Here is a 25341-nt window from a genome sequence, read left to right as displayed (position 1 = left end):
TTCGTGATGGTTGGGTGTTAGCGCGGCAGGCCCCGCTCAACGCCCTTGATGCAGGCCACCAGGGCCTGATTGACGGGGGTGGGTACGCCGACTTTGGCGCCCTGGCGCACGACGGCGCCGTTGATGTAGTCGATCTCGGTGACCGAGCCTTTTTCCAGGCTTTGCAGCATCGACGCCTTGAATTCGGGCGGCAAGCCAGCGGCGGCCACGGCCCAGGGCTGGCGCGGCTCGGTGATCGACAATTGAATGCCGCTGGCGCGCGCCACGGCCATGGCCTCGGCCACGGCGGCAATGGCGCAGGCCTCCACTTCAGGCACCTGGTACAGCTCGCCGTAAGGCAAACGGGTGATGCCGCTCAGCGCGCCGGTGGCGACGTTGACCAGCAGCTTGTCCCACATCGTACCCATGATGTTGGGGCTGACGGTGGTGATCAAGCCGGCGCGGTTGAAGGTGTCGGCGATGCGGCTTGCGCGTTCGGTGATGCCGCCACCCAGTTCGCCGATATGCGTTTCCTTGCCCTGCGTGCCGGCGATGATGTGGCCCAGCGCCAGCATCACGCCGCCCGCGTAGGTCTTGCCGGCCAGCACCTTGCCGCGCCCCACGACCTCGGCCAGCATGTCTTCATGGCCCAGTCCGTTTTGCAGCGACATCACGACCGTGTGCTCGCCGACGATGGGCAAGGCGCGTTCAATCGCCGCACGGGTGTGAAAGGACTTGACCAGCACGATGACCAGGTCAACAGGACCGGCCGTGCTGGCGATCTCGCGGCAGTCGGTGGTGGCCCGCACCTTGACCACGCGGTCAACGCCCTGGTCGCGCATCACCAGTCCGTGCTGCTTCATGGCGTCCACATGCGCCTGGCCCCGGTTGACCAGCCACACCTCGTTGCCCGCTTCGGTCAGCACGCCGCCGATGGCGCACCCCAGGGCGCCGGCGCCCAGTACACAAATTTTCAAAGCCCGTCTCCACGTTCAGGACACGGCTCAGGCGTCCCTTGGGGGCGAATGGTAGTTTTGCACCTTCATGTTGTAAACAAAGTGCCTGCAATACACTTCATTGCGAATTTTTATGGCCAGAAGGAATCCACCGTCATGACCCAACCCGACAAAGGCGATACCGCACTTGCCGATATCAAGCTGCTGCGGCTGCTGGATTTGCTCTACAACACGCGCAGCGTGACGCGCGCCGCAGAGCAGCTGGGGCAAAGCCAGCCCACGGTCAGCATCTGGCTGGCCCGGCTGCGCAGGCAGCTCGGTGACCCGCTGTTCGTGCGCACACCCGAAGGCATGCTGCCGACGCCGCGCACCGACGCGCTGATCGCCACGGTGCGCGAGGTGCTGGAGGGACTGCGCCGCCTGTCCGAATCGGAATCGCGGTTTGACCCGGCCACGGCGCAGCGCGGGTTCCGCATCTTCATGACCGACGCCAGCCACATCACGCTGCTGCCGCGCCTGTTTTCCCATGTGCGCGCACTGGCGCCCCAGGTCCGGCTGGAGGCGGCGACCATCGACGCGCGCATGGCGCCGGCGCTGCAGTCGGGCGAAGGCGATCTGGCGCTGGGCCTGGTGCCGGGGCTGGAGGCCGGTTTTTACCAGCAGACCCTGTTCGGCCAGGACTGGATTTGCCTGTGCAACGCCCGCCACCCGCGCATCGGGGAAATGTTCACACTGCAGGACTACGCGGCCGAGGCGCACATCGGCATCGTGTCGGGCACGGGCTACCAGTTGCTCGACGGTGCGCTGAAAAGCCAGGGCATTGCGCGGCGCGTGCTGCTGGAATTGCCGGGTTTTCTGGGCCTCGCCGCCATCTTGTCCACCAGCGACCTGGTCGCCACCCTGCCCCGCCACATCGGTGAAACGCTGGCGAACGCGGCCGGCCTGCGCGTGCTGCCCTGCCCGTTCGAGATTCCCGGCTTCACCGTCAAGCAGTACTGGCATGCCAGGTACCACCACGATGCCGGCAACCGATGGCTGCGCGGCGTGTGCGCCGAATTATTCATGAAATAGGCCTCTAGCGCTTGATGGGCATGCGCAGGAAGCTATTGATTTGCTAGCGCTCGCCGGCGTGGTCAAGCGGCCGGTTGACCAGCGCACGCGCAAACAGCGGATGGCGCATGCTGCGCACCTCGTGCTCAATCGTGGCGAGCACTGTTCCGCTGTCCAGGTCGGTGATGTCCTGGAAGCGGTACTGGCTCTCGCTGCTTTCCTCGGTGATCAGGCCGCGCTCAAGAAGTCGCCGGTGAACGCCCGAAAAATCAGCCACGGTGATCTGGAGATGGTGGCCGTCGTAGGGTGGCAGCGCATGAACGGTCTCGCGAAAAATCAGGCATTCATGCAGGCCCATGTGGATACGCGCAAAGGCACCTGTTTCATCAACGCCGTAGTTCGCCAGCGCACCCAGCATCTTGCGGTAGAAGCGCGCAATGCCCGGCACGGCGCCGGGAGCGGTGTTGATCTCGACATAAGGCATGCCCAGACGCATGCTCCCAAAACGCTTGGCGTCCGGCGCATGCACGCGGATGCGATTGCCCCAGGGGCAGGTCACCTCGACCAGCATGCCGCTGCGGGAAAAGCGGAACCAGGTGTCCTGCAGCAACGGCTGGATGCTGGTCAGCCGCGCCATCAGCGCGTCCAGATCGGGCATGACCAGGCCGATCACGCCGCGCAGCACCTGTGCCGGCCCGACGGGCAGGTGGAACTGGCTGGTGCCGACGTTGATCCAGGCGTTGTCGATGCCGGTCCTCAAATAAGGGTCGCGGGTCAGGCCCAGGCCCATGATGTAAAAAATGATCGCGCATTGCTGGCTCGGCACCCGGACATTGACGTGGCCGAACTCGGCGATGTTGCCCACGTCTTCGGTGGCGCGGTTGAAGACGGTCTGTTTCATTTTTATGCCTGATGTGAAAAATGTGAAATTTAGACAATGCCTGACGGAAAGTCCACTCCTTAAAAAAATAATGTTCATGTCGCGATGCAATCAAGCCCATGGCGCCGGGGCTATGGACGCGTTGGCCATGCTTGCCTATAGTTCGTCCGGCAATTCAACAGACACTGGCACGACCTCAAACCACCCATGGAGTTCACCTTGCAACCCAGAATCGACTGCCATGTGCATGTTTTCGACCCGGCCCGCTTTCCCTATGCGGACGACGCGTGGTACCGGCCCTCGGGCGGCGAGACCGGCACGGCCGACAACCTCGGCCAGGTGCTCGATGCCCATGGCGTGCGGCAGGCGCTGATCGTCGGACCGAACTCGGGCTATGGCCTGGACAACCGCTGCCTGCTCGACGCGCTGGCGCGCGGCGCCGGCCGCTACAAGGGCATCGCGGTCGTTCGCAACGACGCCAGCCGCGCCGAGCTGCAGGGCCTGCAGGCTGCGGGCGTGGTCGGCGTGGCCTTCAACGTGGCGCTGCTGGGAGTCGATTTCTACCGCGATACCGGCCCCCTGCTGGAGCGCCTGCGCGAACTGGGCATGTGGGCGCAGGTGCAGGTTCAGGCCGACGAACTGGTGGCCTTGCGGCCGCTGCTGCAGGACAGCGGCGCGCGCCTGCTGTTTGACCACTGCGGCCGCCCTGACCCGAAGGCGGGCGTTGGCCAGCCCGGTTTTGCCGCGCTGCTGGCGATGGCCGATACCGGCCGCGCCTGCGTCAAGCTGTCGGGGCTGGCCAAATGCTCGGACCAGCCGTATCCGTACCCGGATGCCTGGCCGTATGTAGAGGCGCTGCTCGAAGCCTACACGCCGCAAAACCTGGTCTGGGCGTCAGACTGGCCCTTCTTGCGTGCGCCGGCCCGGATCGACTACGGCCCCTTGCTGGCGCTGTTCGGGCAGTTGCTGCCCGATGAAGCGGCGCGTCAGGCGATTGGGTGGGACACGCCCAGGCGGCTGTTTGGATTTGGCGCCTGAAACGTGCGCTGCCTGACGGGTATCCCGCAGGGTTCAGCGTTGACGGGCCAGACGGGCAATCAGCGTCAGCGCGGTCAAGCCGATGACGGCAAAGCAGACGAAAGACCAGTTGGCAATCGAGCCGCCCAGAAAGGTCCAGTCCACCTTGGCGCAGTCGCCGCTGCCCTTGAAAATCATGGGAATGGCGCGCTGCAGCGGAAAGGTTTCGATCATTCCGTAGAAATCCCGGCCGCAAGAGGCGACTTCAGGCGGATACCACTGCAGAAAACTCTGGCGCGCCGCCACGAACGCACCAAAGCCGGCCAGCAGCAGCAGAACGCCAGAACCCGTGATCAAGCCTTTTTTATTGGACGTGATGGCCGTCAGACCCGCCACGATGGCCACCAGCACCAGCGCATAGCGCTGCACGATGCACATCGGGCACGGCTCCAGGCCCACGACATGCTGCAGGTACAGCCCAAAGGCCAGCAGGGCCACACAACCCAGAGCCACCAGCGCCAGCAGGCGGCGGGGTGCGTCCAACAAGTTCAAAAACATTAGATTCCTTCACCGGCATCAACAAACACGCGGGCCTTGCGCGGTGTCAGCACCAGCGTTTCGCCCTCCTTCAGCCCCATGTCCCTGAATTTTTGCGATGGCATTTGCACTTCAATCAGGGAATCGGCCGACTGTTTGGGCGAATCGACTGGAATAAGTTCCAGCCGGGCAATCGGTCCGATCACAATCGCCCGGTCCAGCCTGGCCACCAGACCCTGGGCACCCGGCGCATAACGCTCGACCTCGAAATCGTGCGGACGCACATAGGCAAAGGCCTTGGCGTTTTGCGCGCCGCTGTGCTCGGGCGAATCCAGTTTCATGCCCTGGAGCTGTACCTCGCCTTCGTGGGCGCGGCCGTGGAACAGGTTTACATCACCCAGGAAGCCATAGACAAACGGGCTGGCCGGATGGTCCCAGACCTGCTGCGGCGAGCCGATCTGCTCGACCTTGCCGGCATTCATCAGCACCACGCGGTCGGCGACTTCCAGCGCTTCCTCCTGGTCGTGCGTGACGAAAATGCTGGTGACATGCAGGTCGTCATGCAGGCGGCGCAGCCAGCGGCGAAGTTCCTTGCGCACCTTGGCATCGAGCGCGCCAAACGGCTCGTCGAGCAGCAGCACCTTGGGCTCGACCGCCAGCGCGCGCGCCAGGGCGATGCGCTGGCGCTGGCCGCCGGACAGCTGCGACGGAAAGCGGTCGGCCAGCCAGTCGAGCTGCACCAGCCCGAGCAGCGAATGCACTTTTTCCCTGATCTGCGCTTCGCTGGGCCGCAAGGCACGCGGCTTGACGCGCAGGCCGAAGGCGACGTTCTCGAACACCGTCATGTGGCGGAACAGCGCGTAATGCTGGAACACAAAACCCACCCCGCGCTCGCGCACATGCACGTCGGTGGTGTCCTCGCCGCTGAACAGGATGCTGCCCTGGTCGGGCGTTTCCAGCCCGGCAATGATGCGCAGCAGCGTGGTCTTGCCGCAGCCCGAGGGGCCGAGCAAGGCGACGAGTTCGCCCGCTTCAATGTCCAGGCTCACGTCAGCCAAGGCCTGGAAGTTGCCAAACTGCTTGCTGACATTGCGAATTTCGATACCCATGATTTATTTTTTCCAGCGTGTGTTCAACGAATGCCAGCAACAGCTTGCGGCCGCTCGGGCGGCAACTGGGCCGCCGCTTTCATTTCAGCCTCGTGGCGCCATTCGGCCACCGACTTGATGGCCAGCGTGACCAGCGCCAGGATGGCCAGCAGCGACGCCACGGCAAAGGCGGCGACCGACTGGTATTCGTTGTAGAGAATTTCCACATGCAGCGGCAAGGTGTTGGTCTGCCCGCGAATATGGCCCGACACCACCGACACCGCGCCAAACTCGCCCATGGCGCGCGCATTGCACAAAATCACGCCGTAGATCAGCCCCCACTTAATGTTGGGCAGCGTGACATGCCAGAAGGTCTGCCAGCCGGTCGCACCCAGCACGATGGCGGCCTGCTCCTCGTCGTTGCCCTGCGCCTGCATCAGCGGAATCAGCTCGCGCGCGATGAAGGGAAAGGTCACGAACACGGTCGCCAGCACGATGCCGGGCACGGCAAAGATGATCTTGATGTCATGCGCCTGCAGCCACGGCCCGAACCAGCCCTGCGCGCCGAACAGCAGCACGTACATCAGCCCGGCCACCACCGGCGAGACGGAAAACGGCAGATCGACCAGCGTCGTCAAAAACGACTTGCCGCGAAACTCGTACTTGGCAATCGCCCAGGCTGCGGCCACGCCGAATACGAGATTGAGCGGCACGGCAATCACGGCGGCAATCAAGGTGAGCTGGATGGCCGACCAGGCATCGGGCTCCTTCAATGCGTCCAGATAAGCGCCAAAGCCCTTGCGCAAGGCCTCGGTGAACACGGCGGCCAGCGGCAGGATCAGGAATAGCAGCACGAACAGCAGCGCGACCGTGATGAGCAGGTAGCGGACCCAGGGGGCTTCGGTGGTTCCGGCCTTGGCCCTGCGAATCGGTTGCGAGGATGGCCCGCTCATGAAGATGCTCCGGTATGGCGGCGCTGCCAGGTCTGCAGCGCATTGATGACCAGCAGCAGGACGAAGGACAGCACCAGCATCACCACCGCCACGGCCGTCGCGCCGGCATAGTCGTACTGCTCCAGCTTGCCGATGATGATCAGCGGCGTGATCTCGGAAATCATCGGCATGTTGCCGGCAATGAAGATCACCGAGCCGTATTCGCCAATCGCGCGCGCAAAGGCCATCGCAAAACCCGTCAGCAGGGCTGGCGCAATGTGCGGAAAAATCACCTTGGTGAAAATCTGCAGCCGGTTGGCGCCCAGCGCCGTGGCAGCTTCCTCAAGCTCTTTTTCGGCATCTTCGAGCACCGGCTGCACCGTGCGCACGACAAACGGCATGCCGACAAAAATCAAGGCGATCACCACGCCGGCCGGCGTGAAGGCCAGCTTGATGCCCATGGGTTCGAGGTACTGGCCGAGCCAGCCGTTGCCGGCCAGCAGCGCCGTCAGCGAGATGCCGGCCACGGCGGTTGGCAGCGCGAACGGCAAATCGACCAGCGCATCGACGATCTTCTTGCCCGGAAACTTGTAGCGCACCAGCACCCAGGCCAGCAGCAGGCCAAACACCAGGTTGACGAGCGCGGCAATCAGCGAAGCGCCGAACGTCAGCCGGTACGAGGCCATGACGCGCGGCGACGTGACGGCGAACACAAACTGCTCCCAGGTCAGGGTGAAGGTCTTGAAGAACAGCGCCGTGATCGGAATCAGCACGATCAGGCTCAGGTACAGCACCGTGTAGCCCAGCGTCAGCCTGAAGCCGGGCAATACGCGCTGGGGCGTTCGTTTGGCGCTCGCGCGCTGCGGCAGCGCCACCCCTGCGGATGACGCCCCGGAAATCAAGGCACTCATGCTTAACGGACGGTGTAGAGCTTGTCGAACTGGCCACCGTCATTGAAGTGGACTTTTTGCGCTTCGCTCAGCGAGCCGAACATTTCCTGCACCGTGAACAACTGGATGGGCTTGAAAACAGCGGCGTTCTTTTTCAGGATAGCCTGCGAATACGGACGCATGGCATGTTTGGCGGCAATTTCCTGCCCTTCATCCGAATACAGGTAATCCAGGTAGGCCTTGGCCAATACAGCCGTTCCCTTCTTGGCCACGGTGCGCTCCACCACCGCCACCGGGTTCTCGGCCAGGATGCTGATGGACGGGTACACCGCATCAACCTTGCCTTCGCCGAACTCCTTGTTGACCGACACCACTTCGGATTCGAAGGTCACCAGCACGTCGCCAATGTTGCGCTGCAAAAAGGCCGTGGTCGCGTCGCGCCCGCCCTTGCCCAGCACCGGAACATTCTTGTACAGCTTGCCGACAAACTCGGCGGCCTGCGCATCGGTCGCGCCCTTCTTCTTGGCGTAGCCCCAGGCGGCCAGGTAGGTGTAGCGGCCATTGCCGCCGGTCTTGGGGTTGACCACGATCACCTGGATGCCTGGCTTGGTCAGGTCGTCCCAGTCCTTGATGCCCTTGGGATTGCCGTTGCGCACCAGGAACAGCATGGTCGAGGTGGTCGGCGAGGCGTTGCCCGGAAAGCGCTTGGCCCAGTCCTTGGCGACCACGCCGGCATTGGCCAGGAACTCGACATCGGTCGAGGTGTTCATGGTCACCACATCGGCGTCCAGGCCGTCGGCCACCGAACGCGCCACGGCGCTGGAGCCGGCATGCGACTGGTCGATCTTCACGTCCTTGCCGGTGGTTTTCTTGTAGTGGGCGATGAAGGCGGCGTTGTAGTCCTTGTAGAACTCGCGCGCCACGTCATACGAGCCGTTCAGCAGGGTTTGGCTTGATGCCAGGCCGCCCGTGGCCAGCGCAAGTGCGGCCAGGAGTGTTTTTAATTTTGAGGTCATGCCGTTTCCAGAAATCCAGGAGGTGAAGAAGAAAGCTTTGAAAATGGGGCATCGGTGCCGTCCAATGCCAGCGACTGCAACAACGCCATGCCGAGCGGCCATTCGCCGTGGCCCGATTCGGTATTGATGTGGCCGGCGTCCTGCAGGCGGACAAACTCGCTGCCCCAGGCCCGAGCATAAGCGCCCGCCAGCCGCACCGGGCAATAAGGGTCATTGGCGCTGGCCACCAAAATGGTGCGGTAAGGCAGCTTCTGAAAAGGCACGGGCGCGAAGTCGCTCAGCACGGCGCGGCGCTCCGGGTCGGCCGGCGCCACCAGCAAGGCGCCCTGAATCCTGTCCATCGCCTCTGGCGGCAAATGCGCGGTGGCAATGCAGCCCAGGCTGTGCGCGACGACCACCACCGGCTCGCCTTGCCGCACGATGGTCTGGGCAATCGATGCGACCCAGGCCTCGCGGCTGGGCGTGATCCAGTCGTCCTGCCGCACGCGCACCGCGCCAGGCAGCCGGTCGGCCCACAGGCTTTGCCAGTGGCCGGGGCCGGAATCGCGCCAGCCGGGAACAATGATGATGCGCACGGTACGGGTTATTTGTTGGGTTGCGGCGCGATGCGCAGCTCGGCCGGGTTCTGCTTGAAGTCAGGTGCCGTGTCGCCGAATCTGAGAGTGGTCATGATTCGCTCCTGAAATGGTTGATGAGCCGGTATTCTGGAGTGAAATCCTTAAAACTCAAAAGAATATATTTCTCTTAATTTATTACAAAAATTGAATAAGAGAGTTCGATTGGAGTTGACAAAAGAACCGTGTTTTTTTAACCTTTTGCTATGTTTTCAATAGCTGTTACAGCCTATCCATATTGCGCAAAGCAGCTATTTCTTATAAAAACCGGCTCAGGATGAGTCCGGCGATTCGCTCCCCAGCACTTCTTCACCCTGCATGTACTTGCCCAGAAAGTCGAGGAAGCTGCGCACCGCCGGTATCTGGCCGCGCCGCGAAGGGAAAACCGCATGCGCCATGCCCGGTTTGGGCGCCCAGCCCGGCAGCACCGGCACCAGCAGTTGCGCCTGAAGCTCTGCCCTGCTGAGGAATTCAGGCAAAAAACTGATGCCCGTTCCCGCCAGCACGGCCAGCTTGAGCGTCTGCAGGTCGTCGGCCACGTAGCGCGGCTGGTGCTGGAACACAAATTCCTGCCCGTCGGGTCCGACCAGCACCCAGGCGCTGCGCCCGTCGGTCGCCGACATGGCCACCGTGTCCAGCCGGGCCAGGTCTTCGAGGGTCGCCGGCGTGCCCTGCCGGCGAAGCTGTTCCGGGCTGGCCAGCAGATGGCCGCAGGTCGCACCCAGTTGCTTGACGACCAGGCTGCCGCTGTCGTCCAGCGTGGGCCGCACCCGCAGCGCGATGTCGATGCCCTCCTCCACCAGATCGACCACCCGGTTGGTCACACGCAAATCGAGCTTGACCAGCGGAAACAGCGCCAGGTAACGGGGAATCAGGTAGCCCAGCGTGCTTTGGGCCAGCGTGACCGGGCAGGTCACGCGCAGCATGCCGCGCGGCTCCACCTGCAGGTGCGCCACCGCCTCGGCAGCGGCCAGCGCTTCATCGCGCATGGCGCTGCAGTGGCGCAGATAGATGTCGCCGACTTCGGTCAGCGACAGCTTGCGCGTGGTGCGCTGCAGCAGGCGAACGCCCAGGCGCGATTCCAGTTCGGCCACGCGGCGCGACAGCCGGGATTTCGGCAGGCCCAGCGCCCGTCCGGCAGCGGCAAAACCGCCGCGCTCCGCGACCTCGGCAAAGTACAGCATGTCGTTCAGGTCTTCCATTTGGCCGCTCCTTTGAATTGATTGTCCCGTGAGTAGAACAATGTATCGCGATTTTGCCGGCTTATCAAAGCATTGGCCTGCACACACAATCTATCCATGGCTGAAACACAGCAGTCAGCTTTACCAACTTCTTCAACCAAAAGGAATTCATCATGAGCAAGCTTCTTCACATCGACTCCAGCATCCTGGGCAGCAATTCGGTTTCCCGCCAGCTGACGGCGCAAATCGTCGCCTCGTGGCGCGCCGCCCATCCGGCCACCGAAGTCAGCTACCTCGACCTGGCCATGGACAGCCCGAGCCATTTGTCGGTCGAGTCCCTGGGTTTTCGCCTGCCTGCTGGCACGGCTGACCTGAGCGAAGTTCAGCAGCGCGAAAACGCAATTTCCGAAGCCCTGGTGTCGCAGTTCATGGCAGCCGATGTGCTGGTGATCGGTGCGCCGCTGTACAACTTTTCGATTCCCAGCCAGCTCAAGGCCTGGATTGACCGCGTGGCCCAGGCCGGCCGCACCTTCAAGTACACCGAAAAAGGCCCGGTCGGCCTGGCCGGCGGCAAAACCATCATCGTGGCCTCGGCCCGTGGCGGCATGTATTCGACCAGCGATGCCGGCAATGCCATGGAACACCAGGAAAGCTACCTGAAAACCGTCTTCGGCTTCTTCGGCGTGACCGATGTGCGCTTTGTCCGGGCCGAAGGCCTGGCGATGGGCGAAGCCGCCAAGGCCGCCGCGCTGGCCGCCGCGCAGGTTGAAATCCTGGCGCAAACCCACAGCGCCGCCAACCAGCCGCAGGCAGTCCTGGTTGCCTGATGCCGAATTGAAGGCTTTTTAGCCATCCCCAAATAAAAAACCCGCCATGGCGGGTTTTTTTCATGGGCGGCTCACGCTACGTATCAAGCGTGCTTTTTAACCCAGGCCACATACGCATCGACCCAGCCCTGCAGGAACTTCAGGCTGGCTTCACCGATATTGCCCGCCGCGTCATACAGCCCCTCCTTGTTGTGGATGAAGGCTTCGGGCTGGCCCAGCGCCGGCATGTTCAGGTAGGCCAGCATGTTGCGCAGGTGCTGCTGCGCCATGGCGGTGCCGATGGGGCCGACCGACGCGCCGATCACCCCGGCCGGCTTGCCGTTCCAGGCGCTTTGGCCGTAGGGGCGCGACGCGTGGTCAATGGCATTTTTCAGCACGCCGGGAATCGAGCGGTTGTATTCAGGCGTGACAAACAGCACGCCCTGCGCAGCGGCAATCTCGCCCTTGAGCCGCGTGACCTGCGCGGCCGGGCTGCCGTCATCGTCCTGGTTGTACAGGGGCAGGTCGTCAATGCGCACATGGGTAAAACCGAAATCGGCCGGAAACAGCTTTTCCAGCGCCCCGGCGAGCTTCTTGTTGAACGAGTCCTTGCGAAGACTGCCGACAACGACAGCGATGGTGTACTGAGCCATGAAATTCTCCAGAAACCCGGTCAGGTCAGCTGACCGGCAGGTTGAAAAGAAAGCTGAAAGTAGCAGGTGCATTATGCAAACCCGCCCGGAATCGTGCCGGCAAGAATTTGGGAACGCCAACGAACCCGCGCCAGCCACGCACCTTAATACACAGTCATTTGATCTAATACCGGGTTTAGCGGGCTTGTGAAGGCAAGCCCGCCCTGGCGGCGGTCAGTCAAGGGATTACCATTCATGGGTATTGACAAGTTCATTTCTCCCTACCCCCGCTATCGTCGAAAATCGCTGAGACGCGTTCACCCGCCTCACCACCACCGCAACAAGGACACTGATGAAAAGAGTTGATGATTTCCGCCTGAAATTCGGCCACAAAGAACTGGTTCCGATCATCATTGGCGGAATGGGCGTCGATATTTCCACCGCCGAGCTGGCGCTGGAGGCTGCGCGCCTGGGCGGCATCGGCCATATCTCCGACGCCCTGATTCATGACGTTTCCGACCGGCGCTTCGACACCGAGTTTGTCAAGGGAAAAACCCGCTTCTACAAGCACAACATCGCCAACTCGGACAAGAGCAGCGTCCAGTTCGACCTGGGCCAGCTGGCCGAGGCGACCCGGCTGCATGTGGGCAAGACCATGGAAGCCAAGCGCGGCGACGGCATGGTGTTCGTCAACGTCATGGAAAAGCTGACCATGAACTCGCCGCGCGACACGCTGGAGGTGCGGCTCAATTCGGCGCTGGATGCGGGCATCGACGGCATCACCCTGAGCGCCGGCCTGCACCTGGGCTCGTTCGGCCTGATGGCCGAGCACCCGCGCTTTCGCGATGCCAAGCTGGGCATCATCGTGTCGTCGGTGCGCGCCCTGCAGCTGTTCCTGCGCAAGACCGCCCGCCTGCAGCGCCTGCCGGACTATGTGATCGTTGAAGGCCCGCTGGCCGGCGGACACCTGGGCTTCGGCATGGACTGGGCCAAGTACGACCTGGCGACCATCGTGGCGGAGATCGCCGCCTACCTGAAAGCCGAGCAGATCGACATTCCGCTGATTGCCGCCGGCGGCATCTTCACCGGCAGCGACGCCGTGTCATTCCTTGAAAACGGCGCGGCCGCCGTGCAGGTGGCCACGCGCTTCACGGTGGCCAATGAATGCGGGCTGCCGGCCAAGGTCAAGCAGGAGTATTTCAAGGCCAGCGAGGAAGACATCGTGGTCAACACGATTTCGCCGACCGGCTACCCGATGCGCATGCTGAAAAACACGCCCGCCATCGGCTCGGGCATCCGGCCCAATTGCGAGGCCTACGGCTACCTGCTCGACGGCAACGGCAACTGCGCCTACATCACGGCCTACAACGCGCAAATCGTCATCCACCCGGACGGCAAGAACCTGTCGGTCATGGACAAGACCTGCCTGTGCACGCACATGCGCAACTACAACTGCTGGACCTGCGGCAGCATGACCTACCGGCTCAAGGACACCACGCGAATGCTGCCCGACGGCACTTACCTGCCCCTGAGCGCCGAGCACATCTTCCGGGATTACCAGTTCAGCGTGGACAACCGGGTGCTGCTGCCCGAGTAACGGCCCCGGCGCGCAGGCGTTTACACAACAGCGCCGAACAGTGCGCCAACCCCTGCCGTGATCGCCATCGCCAGCGCGCCCCAGAAAGTGACGCGCCAGGCGCCGGCGACAAGGCTGGCGCCACCGGCACGGGCAGCCAGGGCGCCCAGCAGCGCCAGGAAAACCAGCGAAGTCAGCGCCACCCAGGCGGTCAGCCCCCGCGCTGGCGCCAGGGCGATGACGGCCAGCGGCAACGCCGCGCCCAGCGCAAAGCTGCTCGCCGACGCCAGGGCGGCCTGGACCGGATGCGCGCTCAAGGTGTCGGAAATGCCCAGTTCATCGCGCACATGGGCGCCCAGTGCGTCATGCACCATCAATTGCTCGGCCACCTGGCGGGCCAGCTCAGGGCTCAGGCCGCGTGCCGCATAGATGCCCGCCAGTTCTGCATGCTCGGCAAGAGGATGCTGTTCGATTTCAAGGCGCTCGCGCTCCAGCTCGGCGTTTTCCGTATCGGCCTGGGAGTGGACCGAGACATATTCACCTGCCGCCATCGACATGGCGCCGGCCATCAACCCGGCCACGCCGGCGACCAAAATAGCTTGCTGATCGGCGCCGGCGGCAGCCACGCCCAGCACCAGGCTGGCGGTGGAGACAATGCCGTCGTTGGCGCCCAGCACGGCGGCGCGCAGCCAGCCGATGCGGTCCGTGCGATGGCGTTCGAGGTGGCGGCTGAGCGGTTTCTTGGGCAAGGCAGGCTCCTGTTGAAAAAGGTCAAGCCGCAGCACGGCGGCGTTTCAGGCAGAAAGATGGCTCATTGAAGCACAACCCGAGGCTTGCGACAGATTTCCGCATGGATCAATCAATGCTATAAAATTAATAGCTGTATGTACACACCAGCATTGCGCAAAAGGCATTATTCATCATAAATTACGCGCACAGACAGCCCGCCCAGCCGCGCCGAGCGCCCAACGTCGATCTTCAGCCGGTGCACGGCCGCGATGCGCCGCACGATGGACCAGCCCAGCCCGCTGCCGCTCTCCAGGCTGCCGGTGACGCGGAAGAAACGCTCGCCCAGCCGCTGGCGCTCGGCGTCATCAAGGCCCGGCCCGCTGTCCTCGACACGCAGCACCACTTGCCCGTTCTGCCGTTGCACCTCCACCCGGATGTGCGCGGCTAGCGGGCTGTAGCGCACCGCGTTGTCCACCAGGTTGCGCACCAGCACCGCCAACAGCGTCTCGTTGCCCGGAATGGTGCAGGGCTGGCTGGCTTCGAATTCGAGCGACTGTTTTTTGCCAATCGCCTTGGGCGCCAGTTCGGCCACGACGCGCTGGGCCAGCGCCCGCAAATCGACATCGGCCATGGCGGGCGATTCTGCCGCTTCGAGCCGGGACAGGCTGAGCAGCTGCTCGACCAGCCGGGTGGCGCGGTCGCAGCCTTCGAGCGTGCCCTGCAGCGCGTGTTGCCGCAGGGCGTTGTCAGACTCACCCATGGCGACTTGCGCCTGCATGCGGATGGCGGCAATCGGCGTGCGCAGCTCGTGCGCCGCGTCGGCCGTGAAGCGGCGCTCGGACTCCAGCAACAGGCCTATGCGCTCGAACAGGCTGTTCAGGGCGGCGATCATGGGCGCCATCTCGTCGGGCAAATGATCGATGGCGACCGGACTCAGCGCCTGCGGCTGGCGCTCGGCCAGTACGCGTCCGAGCTGGCGAATCGGCTGCACGCCCAAGCGCACCGCCCACCACACCGCCAGCACCAGCAGCGGCAGCGCCACCGCCATCGGCCACAGGGTGCTGCGCAGCACCGCCCACAAAATGGCGTTGCGCGAGCTGACCTGCTCACCCACATAGACCTGCACATCGCGCTTGGCGCCATGGGCGGCAAAAACGCGCCAGTCCATGCCATCCATCTGCACGGTCCTGAAGCCGAAGGTGAAGTCTTTTCCGGCCCCGACCATCGGGGCGACCGGCGCATTGGCCGAACGCAGCGCCAGCCGGTCTTCATGGAAAACCTGGAACGCCACCTTGGGCGCATAGCGGTGCAGCGTGGGCGCGTCCAGGCCCTTGCCGTCGTCCTCTTCCATCTCTTGCGCCTGCTGCACCACCAGCAGGGCTGCGGCCTGCGCCAGATGGCCGTCGAGCAGCTCGTCCAGCTCGTGGCGCACATCGAACCAGGTCAGCACCGAGGTCACCAGCCAGACCAGCGCCACACCGGAAAGCACCAGCAGCAGCAGCCGGTTTTGCAGGGATCGGGGCGCCCGGATCATCTGGACAGGCCCTTCTGCAGCATGTAGCCGACGCCGCGCACCGTGTGGATCAGCGCCGGACCGAGCTTGCGCCGCAAATTGTGGATATGCACCTCGATGGCGTTGCTCTCCACCTCCTGGCCCCAGCTGTAGAGCTGCTGCTCCAGCTGCTCGCGCGACAGCACGCGGTCGGCGCTGAGCATGAAGGCCTGCAGCAGATCGAACTCCCGCGTCGAAAGCGTGACCGGCTCGCCCGCCTTGCGCACCGTGCGGGACGCCGGGTCCAGCTCGACATCCTGCGCGCTCAGGCGCTCCTGCGGCTGGCCGTGCGCGCGGCGCACCAGCGCGCGCAGCCGCGCGGCCAGCTCGTGCAGATCGACCGGCTTGACGACATAGTCGTCGGCGCCGGCATCGAGTCCGCGTATGCGCTCGGGCACGGCGTCGCGGGCGGTCAGCACCAGCACCGGCGTCTTGACGCCAGAGCGGCGAACGGCGGCCAGAACGTCCAGGCCATCCTTGCGCGGCAGCCCGAGGTCGAGCACAGCGGCTTCATACGGCTGGGCGCGCAGCTCGCGCTCGGCGGCTTCGCCATCGCGCACCCAGTCCACCTGAAAGCCGAGCTGGCGCAGCCCGGCGCGCAGGCCGTCGCCCAGCAAGGAATCGTCTTCGGCAAGCAGGATGCGCATGGAGGTTTTCTTTCAGTCGCTGTCAGGGTTGCGGGCATTATCAGTCTGCGCCGCGTCCTGGGCGCCCGCGTTTTGCGGCGCCTCGCTCCACTGCCAGCCCCAGAAACCCAGCACGCAGGCCAGCACAGCGGCCGCCAAAATGCCGTGGTTGCGCCTGGCCAGGTCCGGGCCGGGGCCGGCGGCGCGGCCGGTCAGCATGGGCAACGCCTGGTTCTTGCGCCGCAGCAGGCTCAGCAAGGCAATCAGCCCGACATGCGCCAGCACCACGGCGAGCATGGCATTGCCGAAAAATTCATGCACCTCTTCGAGCCATTCGCCGCCCCACTCGTCCCAGACCGCGTAGCCGCTGAGCGTCAGCGGCACCACCACGCCCAGGATGAGCACGATGGCCAGCGCCATCATGAGGTTCTGGCCCTGGCGCCAGGCGGGCTGCGCGGTGGCGATGGACTTGACGTTCGGCAGCGACTTCAGCCAGCCCGGCAGGCCCTGCAACTTGCGCCACAGCATGGCCAGCCTGGCCTGGCGCGGCCCGAGCAGGCCCCACAGCACGCGCGCCACCAGCAGGCCGGCCAGGGTATAGCCCAGCGTCACATGCACCAGGCGCCAGCGCTCGCCGTCGGCGGTGAGGTAGGCGCCGGTAAAGCTCAGCGCCATCAGCCAGTGCAGCATGCGCGTGGTCGCATCCACCACGCGGCGGCTTTGCGGACGGGGCGCCTGGGTTTGCGCGCCAGCCGGCGCGGCAGAGGGTTCTGGAGAAGGAAAGGTATGGGTGGTCATGGCTTTCTCATTGGGGGTCTTATTTCGGAATGCGGACGTTGTCTTCGTCGAAGTCGCCCTTGTCGGCGCGGGTGTGGCAGGCGGCGCAGTTGGCCCGGCTGCCGATGGCGGCCCGTTTCCAGGTATCGGGCGCTACTTCCCGATGCTTGCGCTCGAACCAGCTTGACGTGGTGATGCGGTCCTGCGGCGGCTCTTCGCTGACGCGCTTGTAGGTGCCGGCGTTGGCGCCCAGCCAGGTGGAAAGCTCCTTGACCGTCGCCGGGTCGAGCGACGCGTCGGTTCCGTAGTGTTTGGGCAGGCCCGCCATGACCCGTTTCCACGAGGCCGCCGGCAGCATGCCGGGCGGATACGCCAGGTGGCAGGCGGCGCATTCCTGCTTGTATTGGGGCAGCAGCGGCACCATGCGCCTGTCGCCATCGGCCATCGCCGCCTGCGTGGCGCAGATGGTGGCAAGCACGCCGAACAGGACTTTGGTGGAGAGTGAGGGAAACCGGAATGACATGGCGCTGATCCTTATGAAAGTGAATGAAGTCCTGAAGCGCGAAGGGTCAGCGCTTGAGCGCCAGCAGCCAGCTCAGCACATCGGCCTTTTCGGCGGCCGTGCATTCGCGGCCCGCGACATCGTTGCAGTTGCGGCGAAACCATTTTTCGGTCTTGGCCGTGTCGGTGAAACGCTCGGGGTTGAAGGCCGGCGCCAGCGCGCTGATGGATTTGCCGGTGGAGGCATGCTTGCCGGCCTGTGTCGGCAAGGCACCGTGGCAGGAGGCGCAACTCCATTCGCGACCGTGGCGCGTATTGAAGAATTGCTGCCCGCGAGCCGGCACGGCAGGCGCTCCCGCCTGGGCCGTGTAGCCGGCCAACTGTTCCGCCGGTGTCGCGGCGTGGGCGACTGGGGCGATGGCGGCGCAGGCCAGAGCAGCTGCAGCCAGCAAGGCTTTCAACGGCGATGGGTGCAGGGGTGACGGCTTCATGAAGACTCCTCGTTTTGGGGTTGTCTTCATGATGCGGCGGCGTTCTTAGCGCTTTCTTAAGCCCGAGCCTGCGCGGCCTCAGACAGCCTTAAGCAGCAGCCATCAGGATTGACGCATTCACCCACTCCACAAGGAAACCCATCATGCATCCCGCCCTTCGCCTCTTCATCCGCCAATACCTCTGGGTGCTGTGCGCCGCACTCGTGCCGGTCGTCATCACGGCCTTCGTGTCGATTCCACTCAGCCTGGGCAGCCATCCAGGCGAACCCCATCAACCGGATGCGATGGGTTACACGCACATGACCTGAAGCAGGACGCCGGCTCTGCAGCTTGAGTTGCGTCAATGCCGCAAGGTAAGCTCGGTGTCTGAATCCCGGGCGCAAGCCCCTTTTACCCAGCCATCCTCAATGAAATTCAACGACCTCGCCGATGACACCGAAGACAGCCAGCACGGCCCGGCCGAACGCGCGGCGGCGGCTTCGCGCAGCACCTGGGTCAGCGTGGGCGTCAACATCGTCCTGACGGTCGGCCAGATCGGCGCCGGCATCCTGTCCAAATCCCAGGGCTTGATTGCCGACGGCATCCATTCGCTGTCCGACCTGGTCGCCGACTTCGTGGTGCTGTTTGCGGGCCATCACAGCAAGAAGGACGCGGACCAGGACCATCCCTACGGCCACCAGCGCTTTGAAACCGCCGCCTCGCTGGCGCTGGGTGTCATTTTGCTGGTGGTGGGCACGGGCATGCTGTGGTCGGCGATTGGCAAGCTGCAGTCGCCAGAAACCGTGCCGCAGGTCCATGCCAGCGCACTGTGGGTGGTCGGCATCGCCCTGATTGCCAAGGAGTCGCTGTTTCGCTACATGCTGGCGGTGGCCAAGCGCGTCAAGTCCAGCATGCTGGTGGCCAACGCCTGGCATGCCAGATCGGATGCGGCGTCGTCGCTGGTGGTGGGCATCGGCATCATCGGCAACCTGGCGGGCTACCCGATCCTGGACCCGATTGCCGCGCTGATCGTGGGCTTCATGGTCACCAGGATGGGCTGGGAATTCGGCTGGGACGCCCTGCACGACCTGATGGACCGCGCCGTGGACGAGCAGGAAGTCGAGGCCATTCGGCAAACCCTGATCGAAACGCCCGGCGTCAGCGACGTGCATGACGTGCGCACGCGCAAGATGGGCGACATGATCGTCGTCGATGCGCATATCGAGGTCGATGCGTCGATTTCGGTGGAGGCCGGCCACGACATTGCCGTTGAGGCCCGGCAGCGGGTGCTCAAGCGTCACCGCGTGCTGAACCTGATGACCCATGTGGACCCGTGGAAGCGTCCCGACCTGGACCACGCCGGATGGACACCAAAGGATTGACACCCTGGCGTGCAACCCAGCGCATAACATCGGCAGGACCGACAATTTTCTACAAGGATTCACCATGGGCTTGCTGGACGGAATGATGGGCAACGCGTCGAAGATCGACGCCGGAAAAATTCAACAGGAGTTCGAGCAGATCCTGGCCGCTGGCGAGCAGGTCGAACATGCCTACCAGTTGATCCGTGACTACTTTGTGTTCACCAGCAAGCGGCTGGTGCTGGTGGACAAGCAGGGCATGACCGGCAGCAAGGTCGAGTACCACTCAATCCCGTACAAAAGCATCACGCATTTCAGCGTCGAGACCGGCGGCCACTTCGACCTGGACGCCGAGCTGAAAATCTGGATTTCGGGGACCGCCCTGCCTTTTCAAAAGCGCTTCAACAAGAAGCTGAGCATCTACGAGGTGCAAAGCGTGCTGGCGGGCTACGTGCTGCGCTAGGCAGCCCATGCCGCAGCCCGACTCGCCAGACCACCAAGCCCAGCTACCGTCCGCGCAGCCACGCCAGCGCCACTGGCTTGGCCTCGTCGTTATCTGCAGCGCGATTGCCGCCGGCGCCTATGGCTGGTACAGCGGCGCCATCGTGATTCCAGACCGCTTCAATCCCTGGGCACCGCTCGATGTCATGGCGCCACCGGATTTCCTGACCGGCTACAAGTTGTCGCGAACCCGCAGCGACCCGGTGCGCTGCCTGAACGCGCTGGCGCAAACCAAAATGGCCTACGACCGCCTGCCCGACCGCGTCACCGGCCCAGGTTGCGGCTTTGAAAATGCAGTCCTCCTGCGCACGGCCGGGGTGCGCCTGGGCGCGCCGCTGTCGCTCAGCTGCCCGATGGCCTTGTCTTTTTTCATGTGGGAACAGCATGCGCTGCAGCCCGCCGCCCAGCAGCACTTCGGCCAGCGCGTAGCCGCCATCGACCACCTCGGCAGTTACGCCTGCCGCAACATCAACCGTGGGGAACGCTCGGCGCCCAATGCGCCAGGCGCCTCGCGCAGCCGCCATGCCACGGCCAATGCGCTCGACATTGCCGGCTTTACGCTGCAAAACGGAAAGCGCATCACCGTGCTGAAGGATTGGCGGCCTGCCGATGCGGCCACGCCGCCCGACGCTGAAGCGCGGATGCTGGCCGATGCGCACCAGGGCGCCTGCCGGCTCTTCAACGGTGTGCTCGGTCCCGACTACAACGCCGTGCACCGCGACCATTTCCACCTGGAAACCGGCGGCTACGCCCTGTGCCGCTAGCGGTAGTTTGTTAAAGCAGAAGGTAGGCGCCCTGCAAATTCGGGCGCCTGGGGTGGCCTGGGTAGTTACGGATTTTCAAGGGTTTTAGCCCGCCAGTCCAAACAGCACGGGCATGACCAGCTATAAAACTCGTAGCAGAGGGGAATTTGCGTTATATTTGGCGCCAAGCTTTTGCTGAGCCAAATCCCCATTCCCTGTGACCTGACTGACCCGAGGAGATACCCATGAGTGCCAAAGAAAACGCCGCCGTAAGCCTGCTGCTTGAACTGCTGGAATCGCGCTACGCACTGCGTGTGCTGTGGGCACTGAAAGACGGCCATCCCCAGACCTTCCGGCTGCTCCAGGACAGCATCGGCAACATCACGCCCAACACCCTGAACACCCGCATCAAGGAATTGCGCGCCGCCGGCCTGCTCGGCCATGGCGAAAAAGGCTACACCGTCACCACGCTGGGCGCGGACCTGCTCAAACGCCTGAACGACCTGCAGGCGTTTGCCGGCAAATGGGCCGTCAGCCAGACCAAGGTCAGCGCCGACACCAATAAATAACCGGCAATAACCGGCGTTCTCCGCCGGTTCAAAGACAAACTCCGGTTTGAAACCTCCCCCTTCAGGGGGATAGAATTTATTTGGGAGAGGGGAAACTTCTTCCAAATTTCGCTCAAGCTGTGCTTGGGCGCGGATTGAAACAAACATCGTCAATCGAGAAATCCCTGACTTGAAAAGGGATTTGCCATCCCAAGCTAGTCAACTTAGCAGCTTCAAACCTCTTCTACCAACATGTCCGAGAACAAACAACCCGAACAGAACCAAGACCTGACCGGCGAGCCCAGCCCCGAAGAACTCGAAGCAGCGCAGGCGGCCGACGAGTTTGACGCGATGAACGCGGCCAGCGAGGCCCAGGCCCAGCTGGCAGTCCTGCAGGCCAAGAACACCGAACTGTCCGACAACTACCTGCGCGCCAAGGCCGAGGCTGAAAACGCCCGCCGCCGCGCCGAGGATGAAATTTCCAAGGCGCGCAAGTTCGCCCTTGAAAGCTTCGCCGAAAGCCTGCTGCCGGTGCTCGACAGCCTGGAAGCCGGCCTGAACATGAAGGAAGCCACGCTGGAGCAGTTGCGCGAAGGCTCGCAGGCCACGCTCAAGCAGCTCAAGGCCGCGCTGGAGCGCAACAAGGTCATCGAGATCAATCCAGTGGCCGGCAGCAAATTCGATCCGCACCAGCACCAGGCCATCAGCATGGTGCCTGCCGCGCAGGAAGCCAACACCGTGGTGGCCGTGCTGCAAAAGGGCTACCTGATTGCCGAGCGCGTGCTGCGCCCTGCCCTGGTCACGGTGGCAGCGCCGCAATAACGACCCGTTAACGCCATTTAACGACCTTTTCAACGACAAATAAAAACCTGAAGCACTTGAAGTTGTAGAACTTATCCGCAAGTTTTCAGCAGCTTGATGACCAGGGCAACCCAGCAAGCGGTCCGCCCGGCATCCAAACCTTAACCAAACAAAAACTGGAGTACATCATGGGAAGAATCATCGGTATCGACTTGGGCACGACCAACAGCTGCGTCTCCATCATGGAGGGCAACACGCCCCGCGTCATTGAAAACTCGGAAGGCGCCCGCACCACCCCGTCCATCGTTGCCTACCAGGAAGATGGCGAAGTATTGGTCGGCGCATCGGCCAAGCGCCAGGCCGTGACTAATCCCAAGAACACGCTCTACGCCGTCAAGCGCCTGATCGGCCGCAAGTTCACCGAAAAAGAAGTGCAAAAAGACATCGGCCTGATGCCTTACTCCATCGTGCCCGCCGACAACGGCGACGCCTGGATTGAAGTGCGTGGCAAAAAGCTGTCGGCCCAGCAGGTCAGCGCCGACATCCTGCGCAAGATGAAGAAAACCGCCGAAGACTACCTCGGCGAGCCCGTCACCGAAGCCGTGATCACCGTGCCCGCGTACTTCAATGACGCCCAGCGCCAGGCGACGAAAGACGCCGGCCGCATCGCCGGCCTCGATGTCAAGCGCATCATCAACGAACCCACCGCAGCCGCGCTGGCCTTTGGCCTGGACAAGCAGGAAAAGGGCGACCGCAAGATTGCCGTCTATGACCTGGGCGGCGGCACCTTCGACATCTCGATCATCGAGATTGCCGATGTCGATGGCGAAAAGCAGTTTGAAGTGCTGTCCACCAACGGCGACACCTTCCTCGGCGGCGAAGACTTCGACCAGCGCATCATCGACTTCATCATCGACGAGTTCAAGAAGGACTCCGGCGTCAACCTCAAGAACGACGTGCTGGCCCTGCAGCGCCTGAAGGAAGCCGCTGAAAAAGCCAAGATCGAGCTGTCCAACAGCGCGCAGACCGACATCAACCTGCCTTACATCACCGCTGACGCTTCAGGCCCGAAACACCTGAACATCAAGATGACCCGCGCCAAGCTCGAAAGCCTGGTCGAGGAACTCATCGAGCGCACGATTGCCCCTTGCCGCGTGGCCGTCAAGGACGCCGGCGTGAGCGTTGGCGACATCCATGACGTGATCCTGGTCGGCGGCATGACGCGCATGCCCAAGGTGCAGGAAAAGGTCAAGGAATTCTTCGGCAAGGAACCGCGCAAGGACGTGAACCCCGACGAAGCCGTGGCCGTTGGCGCCGCGATTCAGGGCCAGGTGCTGTCGGGCGACCGCTCCGACGTGCTGCTGCTCGACGTGACGCCGCTGTCCCTGGGCATCGAAACCATGGGCGGCGTGATGACCAAGATGATCAAGAAGAACACGACCATCCCGACCAAGTTCGCCCAGACCTTCTCGACCGCTGAAGACAACCAGCCGGCCGTGACGATCAAGGTATTCCAGGGCGAGCGCGAGATTGCCTCGGGCAACAAGGCACTCGGCGAGTTCAACCTCGAAGGCATTCCGCCAGCATCGCGCGGCACGCCGCAGATCGAAGTGTCGTTCGACATCGACGCCAACGGCATCCTGCACGTCGGCGCCAAGGACAAGGGCACCGGCAAGGAAAACAAGATCACCATCAAGGCCAACTCCGGCCTGACCGAAGCTGAAATCCAGCAGATGGTGAAGGACGCCGAACTGAACGCCGAGGACGACAAGAAAAAGGTCGAGTTCGTGCAGGCCAAGAACAGCGCCGAAGCCATGGTCCACAGCGTGAAAAAATCGCTGGGCGAGTATGGCGACAAGCTCGATGCCGGCGAAAAGGCAAAAATCGAAGCCGCCATCAAGGACATGGAAGAAGCCCTCAAGAGCGACGACAAGGCCGCGATTGAAGCCAAGAACGCCGCCCTGATGGAAGCCAGCCAGAAGCTCGGCGAAAAGATGTATGCCGACATGCAGTCGTCGCAAGCCGCTGGCGGCGACGCAGGCGCGGCAGCCGGTGCCGAACACGCCCAGGCCAAGCCCGCTGCCGACGACAATGTGGTGGATGCCGAAGTCAAGGAAGTCAAGAAGGGCTGATTTGAGCCGGCCAGAGACGGCTTGCTCAATGCATGAAAATGCGTAGCCAGCGCAAGAGCGGAAACCAGGAGCAATCCCGGCTTTCCGCTTTTGCGTTTTACCGCTTCATGAACTACGCGCCGCTTCCGGCCACCCTTGCCTTTGCTGACCACCGAGAACTTTTAACAATGATTGCCTGACCTGACATGGCCAAAAAAGACTATTACGACACGCTCGGCGTTCCCAAGAACGCCAGCGATGAAGACATCAAAAAAGCCTACCGCAAGCTTGCGATGAAGCACCACCCCGACCGCAACCAGGGTGACACGAGCAAGGTTTCCGAAGACAAGTTCAAGGAAGCCAAGGAAGCCTACGAGATGCTTTCCGACGCCCAAAAGCGCGCGGCCTACGACCAGTACGGCCATGCCGGTGTCGATCCCAACCGGGGCGGCGGTCCGGGCGCTGAAGGCTTTGGCGGTTTTGCCGAGGCCTTCGGCGACATTTTTGGCGATGTGTTCGGCGGCCAGCGCGGCGGTGCCCAGGGCGGCGGCGGCCGGCAGGTCTATCGCGGCGGCGACCTGAGCTATGCGATGGAAGTCACGCTCGAAGAAGCGGCCGCCGGCAAGGAAGCGCAAATCCGCATCCCCAGTTGGGACGACTGCGGCATCTGCCACGGCACGGGCGCCAAGCCCGGCACCAAGGTCGCCACCTGCACCACCTGCCACGGCCACGGCGTGGTGCAGATGCGCCAGGGGTTTTTCAGCGTGCAGCAGACCTGCCCGCAGTGCAAGGGCAGCGGCAAGCTGATTCCCTCGCCCTGCGTGGCCTGCCACGGCGTGGGCAAGACCAAGAACAACAAGACGCTGGAAGTGAAGATTCCGGCCGGCATCGATGACGGCATGCGCATCCGCTCGACCGGCAACGGCGAGCCCGGCACCAACGGCGGGCCGCCCGGCGACCTGTACATCGAGATCCGGCTCAAGAAGCACGACATCTTCGAGCGCGACGGCGACGACCTGCACTGCTCGATGCCCATCAGCTTCATGACGGCGGCGCTGGGCGGCGAAATCGAGGTGCCGACGCTGGCGGGCAAGGCGGCCATCGACATTCCCGAAGGCACGCAGGCCGGCAAGCAGTTCCGCCTGCGCGGCAAGGGCATCAAGGGCGTGCGTTCGAGCTATCCGGGCGATTTGTACTGCCACATCACGGTCGAGACGCCGGTCAAGCTGACCGAGCACCAGCGCAAGCTGCTCAAGGAACTCGACGAGTCGATCAAAAAAGGCGGCGCCAAGCACTCGCCCAGCGAAGAAGGCTGGACCGACAAGCTGAAGAATTTCTTCGGCGCCTGACCCGGGTTGCTGCCTTGATGAAATGCCGGATTCAGTCCGGCATTTTTCATGGCGCGTCCCTTTCAGACCATCATTAATCATGAAATAGGCCATTTGCGCAATACACACGGGCATAGTC

The 25341-nt window shown here is 63.3% G+C and carries 28 protein-coding genes; 12 read left to right on the top strand and 16 right to left on the bottom strand.

Annotated elements, in window-relative coordinates:
• Nucleotides 1–17: 17 nt before the first annotated feature.
• A complete protein-coding gene (locus tag PNAP_RS07745; protein WP_011800952.1) occupies nucleotides 18–956 on the bottom strand; it encodes a ketopantoate reductase family protein in 939 nt (312 codons plus the stop codon).
• A gap of 135 nt (nucleotides 957–1091) precedes the next feature.
• On the opposite strand from PNAP_RS07745, the gene PNAP_RS07740 reads away from it, so the two are divergent.
• On the top strand, nucleotides 1092–2006 hold the full coding sequence (locus PNAP_RS07740; protein ID WP_041377095.1) for a LysR family transcriptional regulator: 915 nt from the start codon (nucleotides 1092–1094) through the stop codon (nucleotides 2004–2006).
• Between the two features lie 43 nt (nucleotides 2007–2049).
• Here the strand turns inward: PNAP_RS07740 and PNAP_RS07735 are convergent, their stop codons facing one another.
• The gene (locus tag PNAP_RS07735) at nucleotides 2050–2886 is read right to left on the bottom strand and encodes a VOC family protein (protein ID WP_041376601.1); all 837 of its coding nucleotides are present in this window, start codon (nucleotides 2884–2886) and stop codon (nucleotides 2050–2052) included.
• A 198-nt stretch (nucleotides 2887–3084) separates the two neighbouring features.
• On the opposite strand from PNAP_RS07735, the gene PNAP_RS07730 reads away from it, so the two are divergent.
• On the top strand, nucleotides 3085–3903 hold the full coding sequence (locus PNAP_RS07730) for an amidohydrolase family protein (protein ID WP_232290765.1): 819 nt from the start codon (nucleotides 3085–3087) through the stop codon (nucleotides 3901–3903).
• A gap of 33 nt (nucleotides 3904–3936) precedes the next feature.
• Here the strand turns inward: PNAP_RS07730 and PNAP_RS07725 are convergent, their stop codons facing one another.
• From PNAP_RS07725 to PNAP_RS07695, 7 genes are all read right to left on the bottom strand, one after another.
• Nucleotides 3937–4440, bottom strand: coding sequence for a disulfide bond formation protein B (locus PNAP_RS07725; protein WP_011800948.1), 504 nt, complete (start codon nucleotides 4438–4440; stop codon nucleotides 3937–3939).
• Nucleotides 4440–5528, bottom strand: a complete 1089-nt coding sequence (locus tag PNAP_RS07720) for a sulfate/molybdate ABC transporter ATP-binding protein (RefSeq protein WP_011800947.1) — start codon at nucleotides 5526–5528, stop codon at nucleotides 4440–4442. Before PNAP_RS07720 ends, PNAP_RS07725 begins: the two co-directional genes overlap by 1 nt.
• A 23-nt stretch (nucleotides 5529–5551) precedes the next feature.
• Nucleotides 5552–6460 (bottom strand): sulfate ABC transporter permease subunit CysW, encoded by a 909-nt coding sequence (gene cysW / locus PNAP_RS07715; RefSeq protein WP_011800946.1) that lies wholly within the window; start codon nucleotides 6458–6460, stop codon nucleotides 5552–5554.
• Nucleotides 6457–7350, bottom strand: a complete 894-nt coding sequence (cysT, locus tag PNAP_RS07710) for a sulfate ABC transporter permease subunit CysT (RefSeq protein WP_011800945.1) — start codon at nucleotides 7348–7350, stop codon at nucleotides 6457–6459. The genes cysW and cysT overlap by 4 nt, the downstream gene beginning before the upstream one ends.
• A 2-nt stretch (nucleotides 7351–7352) precedes the next feature.
• Nucleotides 7353–8345: a sulfate ABC transporter substrate-binding protein gene (locus PNAP_RS07705; protein WP_011800944.1), complete on the bottom strand. Its 993-nt coding sequence runs from the start codon at nucleotides 8343–8345 to the stop codon at nucleotides 7353–7355.
• On the bottom strand, nucleotides 8342–8920 hold the full coding sequence (locus PNAP_RS07700; RefSeq protein WP_011800943.1) for an RBBP9/YdeN family alpha/beta hydrolase: 579 nt from the start codon (nucleotides 8918–8920) through the stop codon (nucleotides 8342–8344). The genes PNAP_RS07705 and PNAP_RS07700 overlap by 4 nt, the downstream gene beginning before the upstream one ends.
• A gap of 311 nt (nucleotides 8921–9231) precedes the next feature.
• Nucleotides 9232–10161, bottom strand: coding sequence for a LysR family transcriptional regulator (locus PNAP_RS07695; RefSeq protein ID WP_011800942.1), 930 nt, complete (start codon nucleotides 10159–10161; stop codon nucleotides 9232–9234).
• A 152-nt stretch (nucleotides 10162–10313) separates the two neighbouring features.
• Here PNAP_RS07695 and PNAP_RS07690 point away from each other — a divergent pair, with 152 nt between their 5' ends.
• On the top strand, nucleotides 10314–10967 hold the full coding sequence (locus PNAP_RS07690; protein ID WP_011800941.1) for an FMN-dependent NADH-azoreductase: 654 nt from the start codon (nucleotides 10314–10316) through the stop codon (nucleotides 10965–10967).
• Nucleotides 10968–11050: 83 nt separating this feature from the next.
• Here the strand turns inward: PNAP_RS07690 and PNAP_RS07685 are convergent, their stop codons facing one another.
• A complete protein-coding gene (locus PNAP_RS07685; protein WP_049763750.1) occupies nucleotides 11051–11599 on the bottom strand; it encodes an NADPH-dependent FMN reductase in 549 nt (182 codons plus the stop codon).
• Between the two features lie 331 nt (nucleotides 11600–11930).
• Here PNAP_RS07685 and PNAP_RS07680 point away from each other — a divergent pair, with 331 nt between their 5' ends.
• Nucleotides 11931–13175, top strand: coding sequence for a nitronate monooxygenase (locus PNAP_RS07680; protein WP_011800939.1), 1245 nt, complete (start codon nucleotides 11931–11933; stop codon nucleotides 13173–13175).
• A gap of 20 nt (nucleotides 13176–13195) precedes the next feature.
• Here the strand turns inward: PNAP_RS07680 and PNAP_RS07675 are convergent, their stop codons facing one another.
• The 6 genes from PNAP_RS07675 to PNAP_RS07650 all read right to left on the bottom strand — a co-directional run bounded on the left by PNAP_RS07675 (nucleotide 13196) and on the right by PNAP_RS07650 (nucleotide 17830).
• Complete coding sequence (locus PNAP_RS07675; protein ID WP_011800938.1) at nucleotides 13196–13903, bottom strand: VIT1/CCC1 transporter family protein; 708 nt, start codon at nucleotides 13901–13903, stop codon at nucleotides 13196–13198.
• Nucleotides 13904–14067: 164 nt separating this feature from the next.
• Nucleotides 14068–15417, bottom strand: a complete 1350-nt coding sequence (locus tag PNAP_RS07670) for an ATP-binding protein (RefSeq protein WP_011800937.1) — start codon at nucleotides 15415–15417, stop codon at nucleotides 14068–14070.
• Nucleotides 15414–16082, bottom strand: coding sequence for a response regulator (locus PNAP_RS07665; protein ID WP_011800936.1), 669 nt, complete (start codon nucleotides 16080–16082; stop codon nucleotides 15414–15416). Before PNAP_RS07665 ends, PNAP_RS07670 begins: the two co-directional genes overlap by 4 nt.
• Nucleotides 16083–16094: 12 nt before the next feature.
• Nucleotides 16095–16859: a cytochrome b/b6 domain-containing protein gene (locus tag PNAP_RS07660; protein WP_011800935.1), complete on the bottom strand. Its 765-nt coding sequence runs from the start codon at nucleotides 16857–16859 to the stop codon at nucleotides 16095–16097.
• 19 nt (nucleotides 16860–16878) lie between these two features.
• Nucleotides 16879–17361: a diheme cytochrome c gene (locus tag PNAP_RS07655; RefSeq protein ID WP_011800934.1), complete on the bottom strand. Its 483-nt coding sequence runs from the start codon at nucleotides 17359–17361 to the stop codon at nucleotides 16879–16881.
• A 46-nt stretch (nucleotides 17362–17407) separates the two neighbouring features.
• A complete protein-coding gene (locus PNAP_RS07650; RefSeq protein WP_011800933.1) occupies nucleotides 17408–17830 on the bottom strand; it encodes a DUF1924 domain-containing protein in 423 nt (140 codons plus the stop codon).
• Between the two features lie 143 nt (nucleotides 17831–17973).
• Here PNAP_RS07650 and PNAP_RS26870 point away from each other — a divergent pair, with 143 nt between their 5' ends.
• From PNAP_RS26870 to dnaJ, 8 genes are all read left to right on the top strand, one after another.
• Nucleotides 17974–18138, top strand: a complete 165-nt coding sequence (locus PNAP_RS26870) for a hypothetical protein (RefSeq protein WP_157040237.1) — start codon at nucleotides 17974–17976, stop codon at nucleotides 18136–18138.
• Between the two features lie 99 nt (nucleotides 18139–18237).
• Entirely contained in the window at nucleotides 18238–19191 is a 954-nt protein-coding gene (locus PNAP_RS07645; protein WP_011800932.1) for a cation diffusion facilitator family transporter, read from the top strand.
• 64 nt (nucleotides 19192–19255) lie between these two features.
• A complete protein-coding gene (locus tag PNAP_RS07640) occupies nucleotides 19256–19633 on the top strand; it encodes a PH domain-containing protein (RefSeq protein ID WP_011800931.1) in 378 nt (125 codons plus the stop codon).
• Between the two features lie 7 nt (nucleotides 19634–19640).
• A complete protein-coding gene (locus PNAP_RS07635) occupies nucleotides 19641–20435 on the top strand; it encodes an extensin-like domain-containing protein (RefSeq protein WP_011800930.1) in 795 nt (264 codons plus the stop codon).
• Between the two features lie 224 nt (nucleotides 20436–20659).
• Complete coding sequence (locus tag PNAP_RS07630; protein WP_011800929.1) at nucleotides 20660–20983, top strand: winged helix-turn-helix transcriptional regulator; 324 nt, start codon at nucleotides 20660–20662, stop codon at nucleotides 20981–20983.
• Nucleotides 20984–21214: 231 nt separating this feature from the next.
• Nucleotides 21215–21784 carry a nucleotide exchange factor GrpE gene (grpE, locus tag PNAP_RS07625; protein WP_011800928.1) on the top strand — a complete coding sequence of 190 codons (570 nt, stop codon included), beginning with the start codon at nucleotides 21215–21217 and terminating at the stop codon, nucleotides 21782–21784.
• A 167-nt stretch (nucleotides 21785–21951) separates the two neighbouring features.
• A complete protein-coding gene (gene dnaK / locus PNAP_RS07620; RefSeq protein WP_011800927.1) occupies nucleotides 21952–23895 on the top strand; it encodes a molecular chaperone DnaK in 1944 nt (647 codons plus the stop codon).
• Nucleotides 23896–24080: 185 nt separating this feature from the next.
• The gene (gene dnaJ, locus PNAP_RS07615) at nucleotides 24081–25223 is read left to right on the top strand and encodes a molecular chaperone DnaJ (protein ID WP_011800926.1); all 1143 of its coding nucleotides are present in this window, start codon (nucleotides 24081–24083) and stop codon (nucleotides 25221–25223) included.
• Nucleotides 25224–25341: the final 118 nt, after the last annotated feature.

Source organism: Polaromonas naphthalenivorans CJ2, from assembly GCF_000015505.1.
GTDB lineage: Bacteria > Pseudomonadota > Gammaproteobacteria > Burkholderiales > Burkholderiaceae_C > Polaromonas > Polaromonas naphthalenivorans.
Note: the sequence above shows the minus strand (reverse complement) of the source record. Positions and strands in the feature narration are given on the sequence as shown.

Excerpts from the sequence above, each read along its gene's own strand:
- PNAP_RS07740 (WP_041377095.1), top strand. The coding sequence starts at position 1,092 with ATGACCCAACCCGACAAAGGCGATACCGCACTTGCCGATATCAAGCTG.
- PNAP_RS07735 (WP_041376601.1), bottom strand. The coding sequence starts at position 2,886 with ATGAAACAGACCGTCTTCAACCGCGCCACCGAAGACGTGGGCAACATC.
- PNAP_RS07725 (WP_011800948.1), bottom strand. The coding sequence starts at position 4,440 with ATGTTTTTGAACTTGTTGGACGCACCCCGCCGCCTGCTGGCGCTGGTG.
- PNAP_RS07720 (WP_011800947.1), bottom strand. The coding sequence starts at position 5,528 with ATGGGTATCGAAATTCGCAATGTCAGCAAGCAGTTTGGCAACTTCCAG.
- cysW (WP_011800946.1), bottom strand. The coding sequence starts at position 6,460 with ATGAGCGGGCCATCCTCGCAACCGATTCGCAGGGCCAAGGCCGGAACC.
- cysT (WP_011800945.1), bottom strand. The coding sequence starts at position 7,350 with ATGAGTGCCTTGATTTCCGGGGCGTCATCCGCAGGGGTGGCGCTGCCG.
- PNAP_RS07705 (WP_011800944.1), bottom strand. The coding sequence starts at position 8,345 with ATGACCTCAAAATTAAAAACACTCCTGGCCGCACTTGCGCTGGCCACG.
- PNAP_RS07695 (WP_011800942.1), bottom strand. The coding sequence starts at position 10,161 with ATGGAAGACCTGAACGACATGCTGTACTTTGCCGAGGTCGCGGAGCGC.
- PNAP_RS07690 (WP_011800941.1), top strand. The coding sequence starts at position 10,314 with ATGAGCAAGCTTCTTCACATCGACTCCAGCATCCTGGGCAGCAATTCG.
- PNAP_RS07685 (WP_049763750.1), bottom strand. The coding sequence starts at position 11,599 with ATGGCTCAGTACACCATCGCTGTCGTTGTCGGCAGTCTTCGCAAGGAC.
- PNAP_RS07680 (WP_011800939.1), top strand. The coding sequence starts at position 11,931 with ATGAAAAGAGTTGATGATTTCCGCCTGAAATTCGGCCACAAAGAACTG.
- PNAP_RS07670 (WP_011800937.1), bottom strand. The coding sequence starts at position 15,417 with ATGATCCGGGCGCCCCGATCCCTGCAAAACCGGCTGCTGCTGCTGGTG.
- PNAP_RS07665 (WP_011800936.1), bottom strand. The coding sequence starts at position 16,082 with ATGCGCATCCTGCTTGCCGAAGACGATTCCTTGCTGGGCGACGGCCTG.
- PNAP_RS07660 (WP_011800935.1), bottom strand. The coding sequence starts at position 16,859 with ATGACCACCCATACCTTTCCTTCTCCAGAACCCTCTGCCGCGCCGGCT.
- PNAP_RS07655 (WP_011800934.1), bottom strand. The coding sequence starts at position 17,361 with ATGTCATTCCGGTTTCCCTCACTCTCCACCAAAGTCCTGTTCGGCGTG.
- PNAP_RS07650 (WP_011800933.1), bottom strand. The coding sequence starts at position 17,830 with ATGAAGCCGTCACCCCTGCACCCATCGCCGTTGAAAGCCTTGCTGGCT.
- PNAP_RS26870 (WP_157040237.1), top strand. The coding sequence starts at position 17,974 with ATGCATCCCGCCCTTCGCCTCTTCATCCGCCAATACCTCTGGGTGCTG.
- PNAP_RS07645 (WP_011800932.1), top strand. The coding sequence starts at position 18,238 with ATGAAATTCAACGACCTCGCCGATGACACCGAAGACAGCCAGCACGGC.
- PNAP_RS07640 (WP_011800931.1), top strand. The coding sequence starts at position 19,256 with ATGGGCTTGCTGGACGGAATGATGGGCAACGCGTCGAAGATCGACGCC.
- PNAP_RS07635 (WP_011800930.1), top strand. The coding sequence starts at position 19,641 with ATGCCGCAGCCCGACTCGCCAGACCACCAAGCCCAGCTACCGTCCGCG.
- PNAP_RS07630 (WP_011800929.1), top strand. The coding sequence starts at position 20,660 with ATGAGTGCCAAAGAAAACGCCGCCGTAAGCCTGCTGCTTGAACTGCTG.
- grpE (WP_011800928.1), top strand. The coding sequence starts at position 21,215 with ATGTCCGAGAACAAACAACCCGAACAGAACCAAGACCTGACCGGCGAG.
- dnaK (WP_011800927.1), top strand. The coding sequence starts at position 21,952 with ATGGGAAGAATCATCGGTATCGACTTGGGCACGACCAACAGCTGCGTC.
- dnaJ (WP_011800926.1), top strand. The coding sequence starts at position 24,081 with ATGGCCAAAAAAGACTATTACGACACGCTCGGCGTTCCCAAGAACGCC.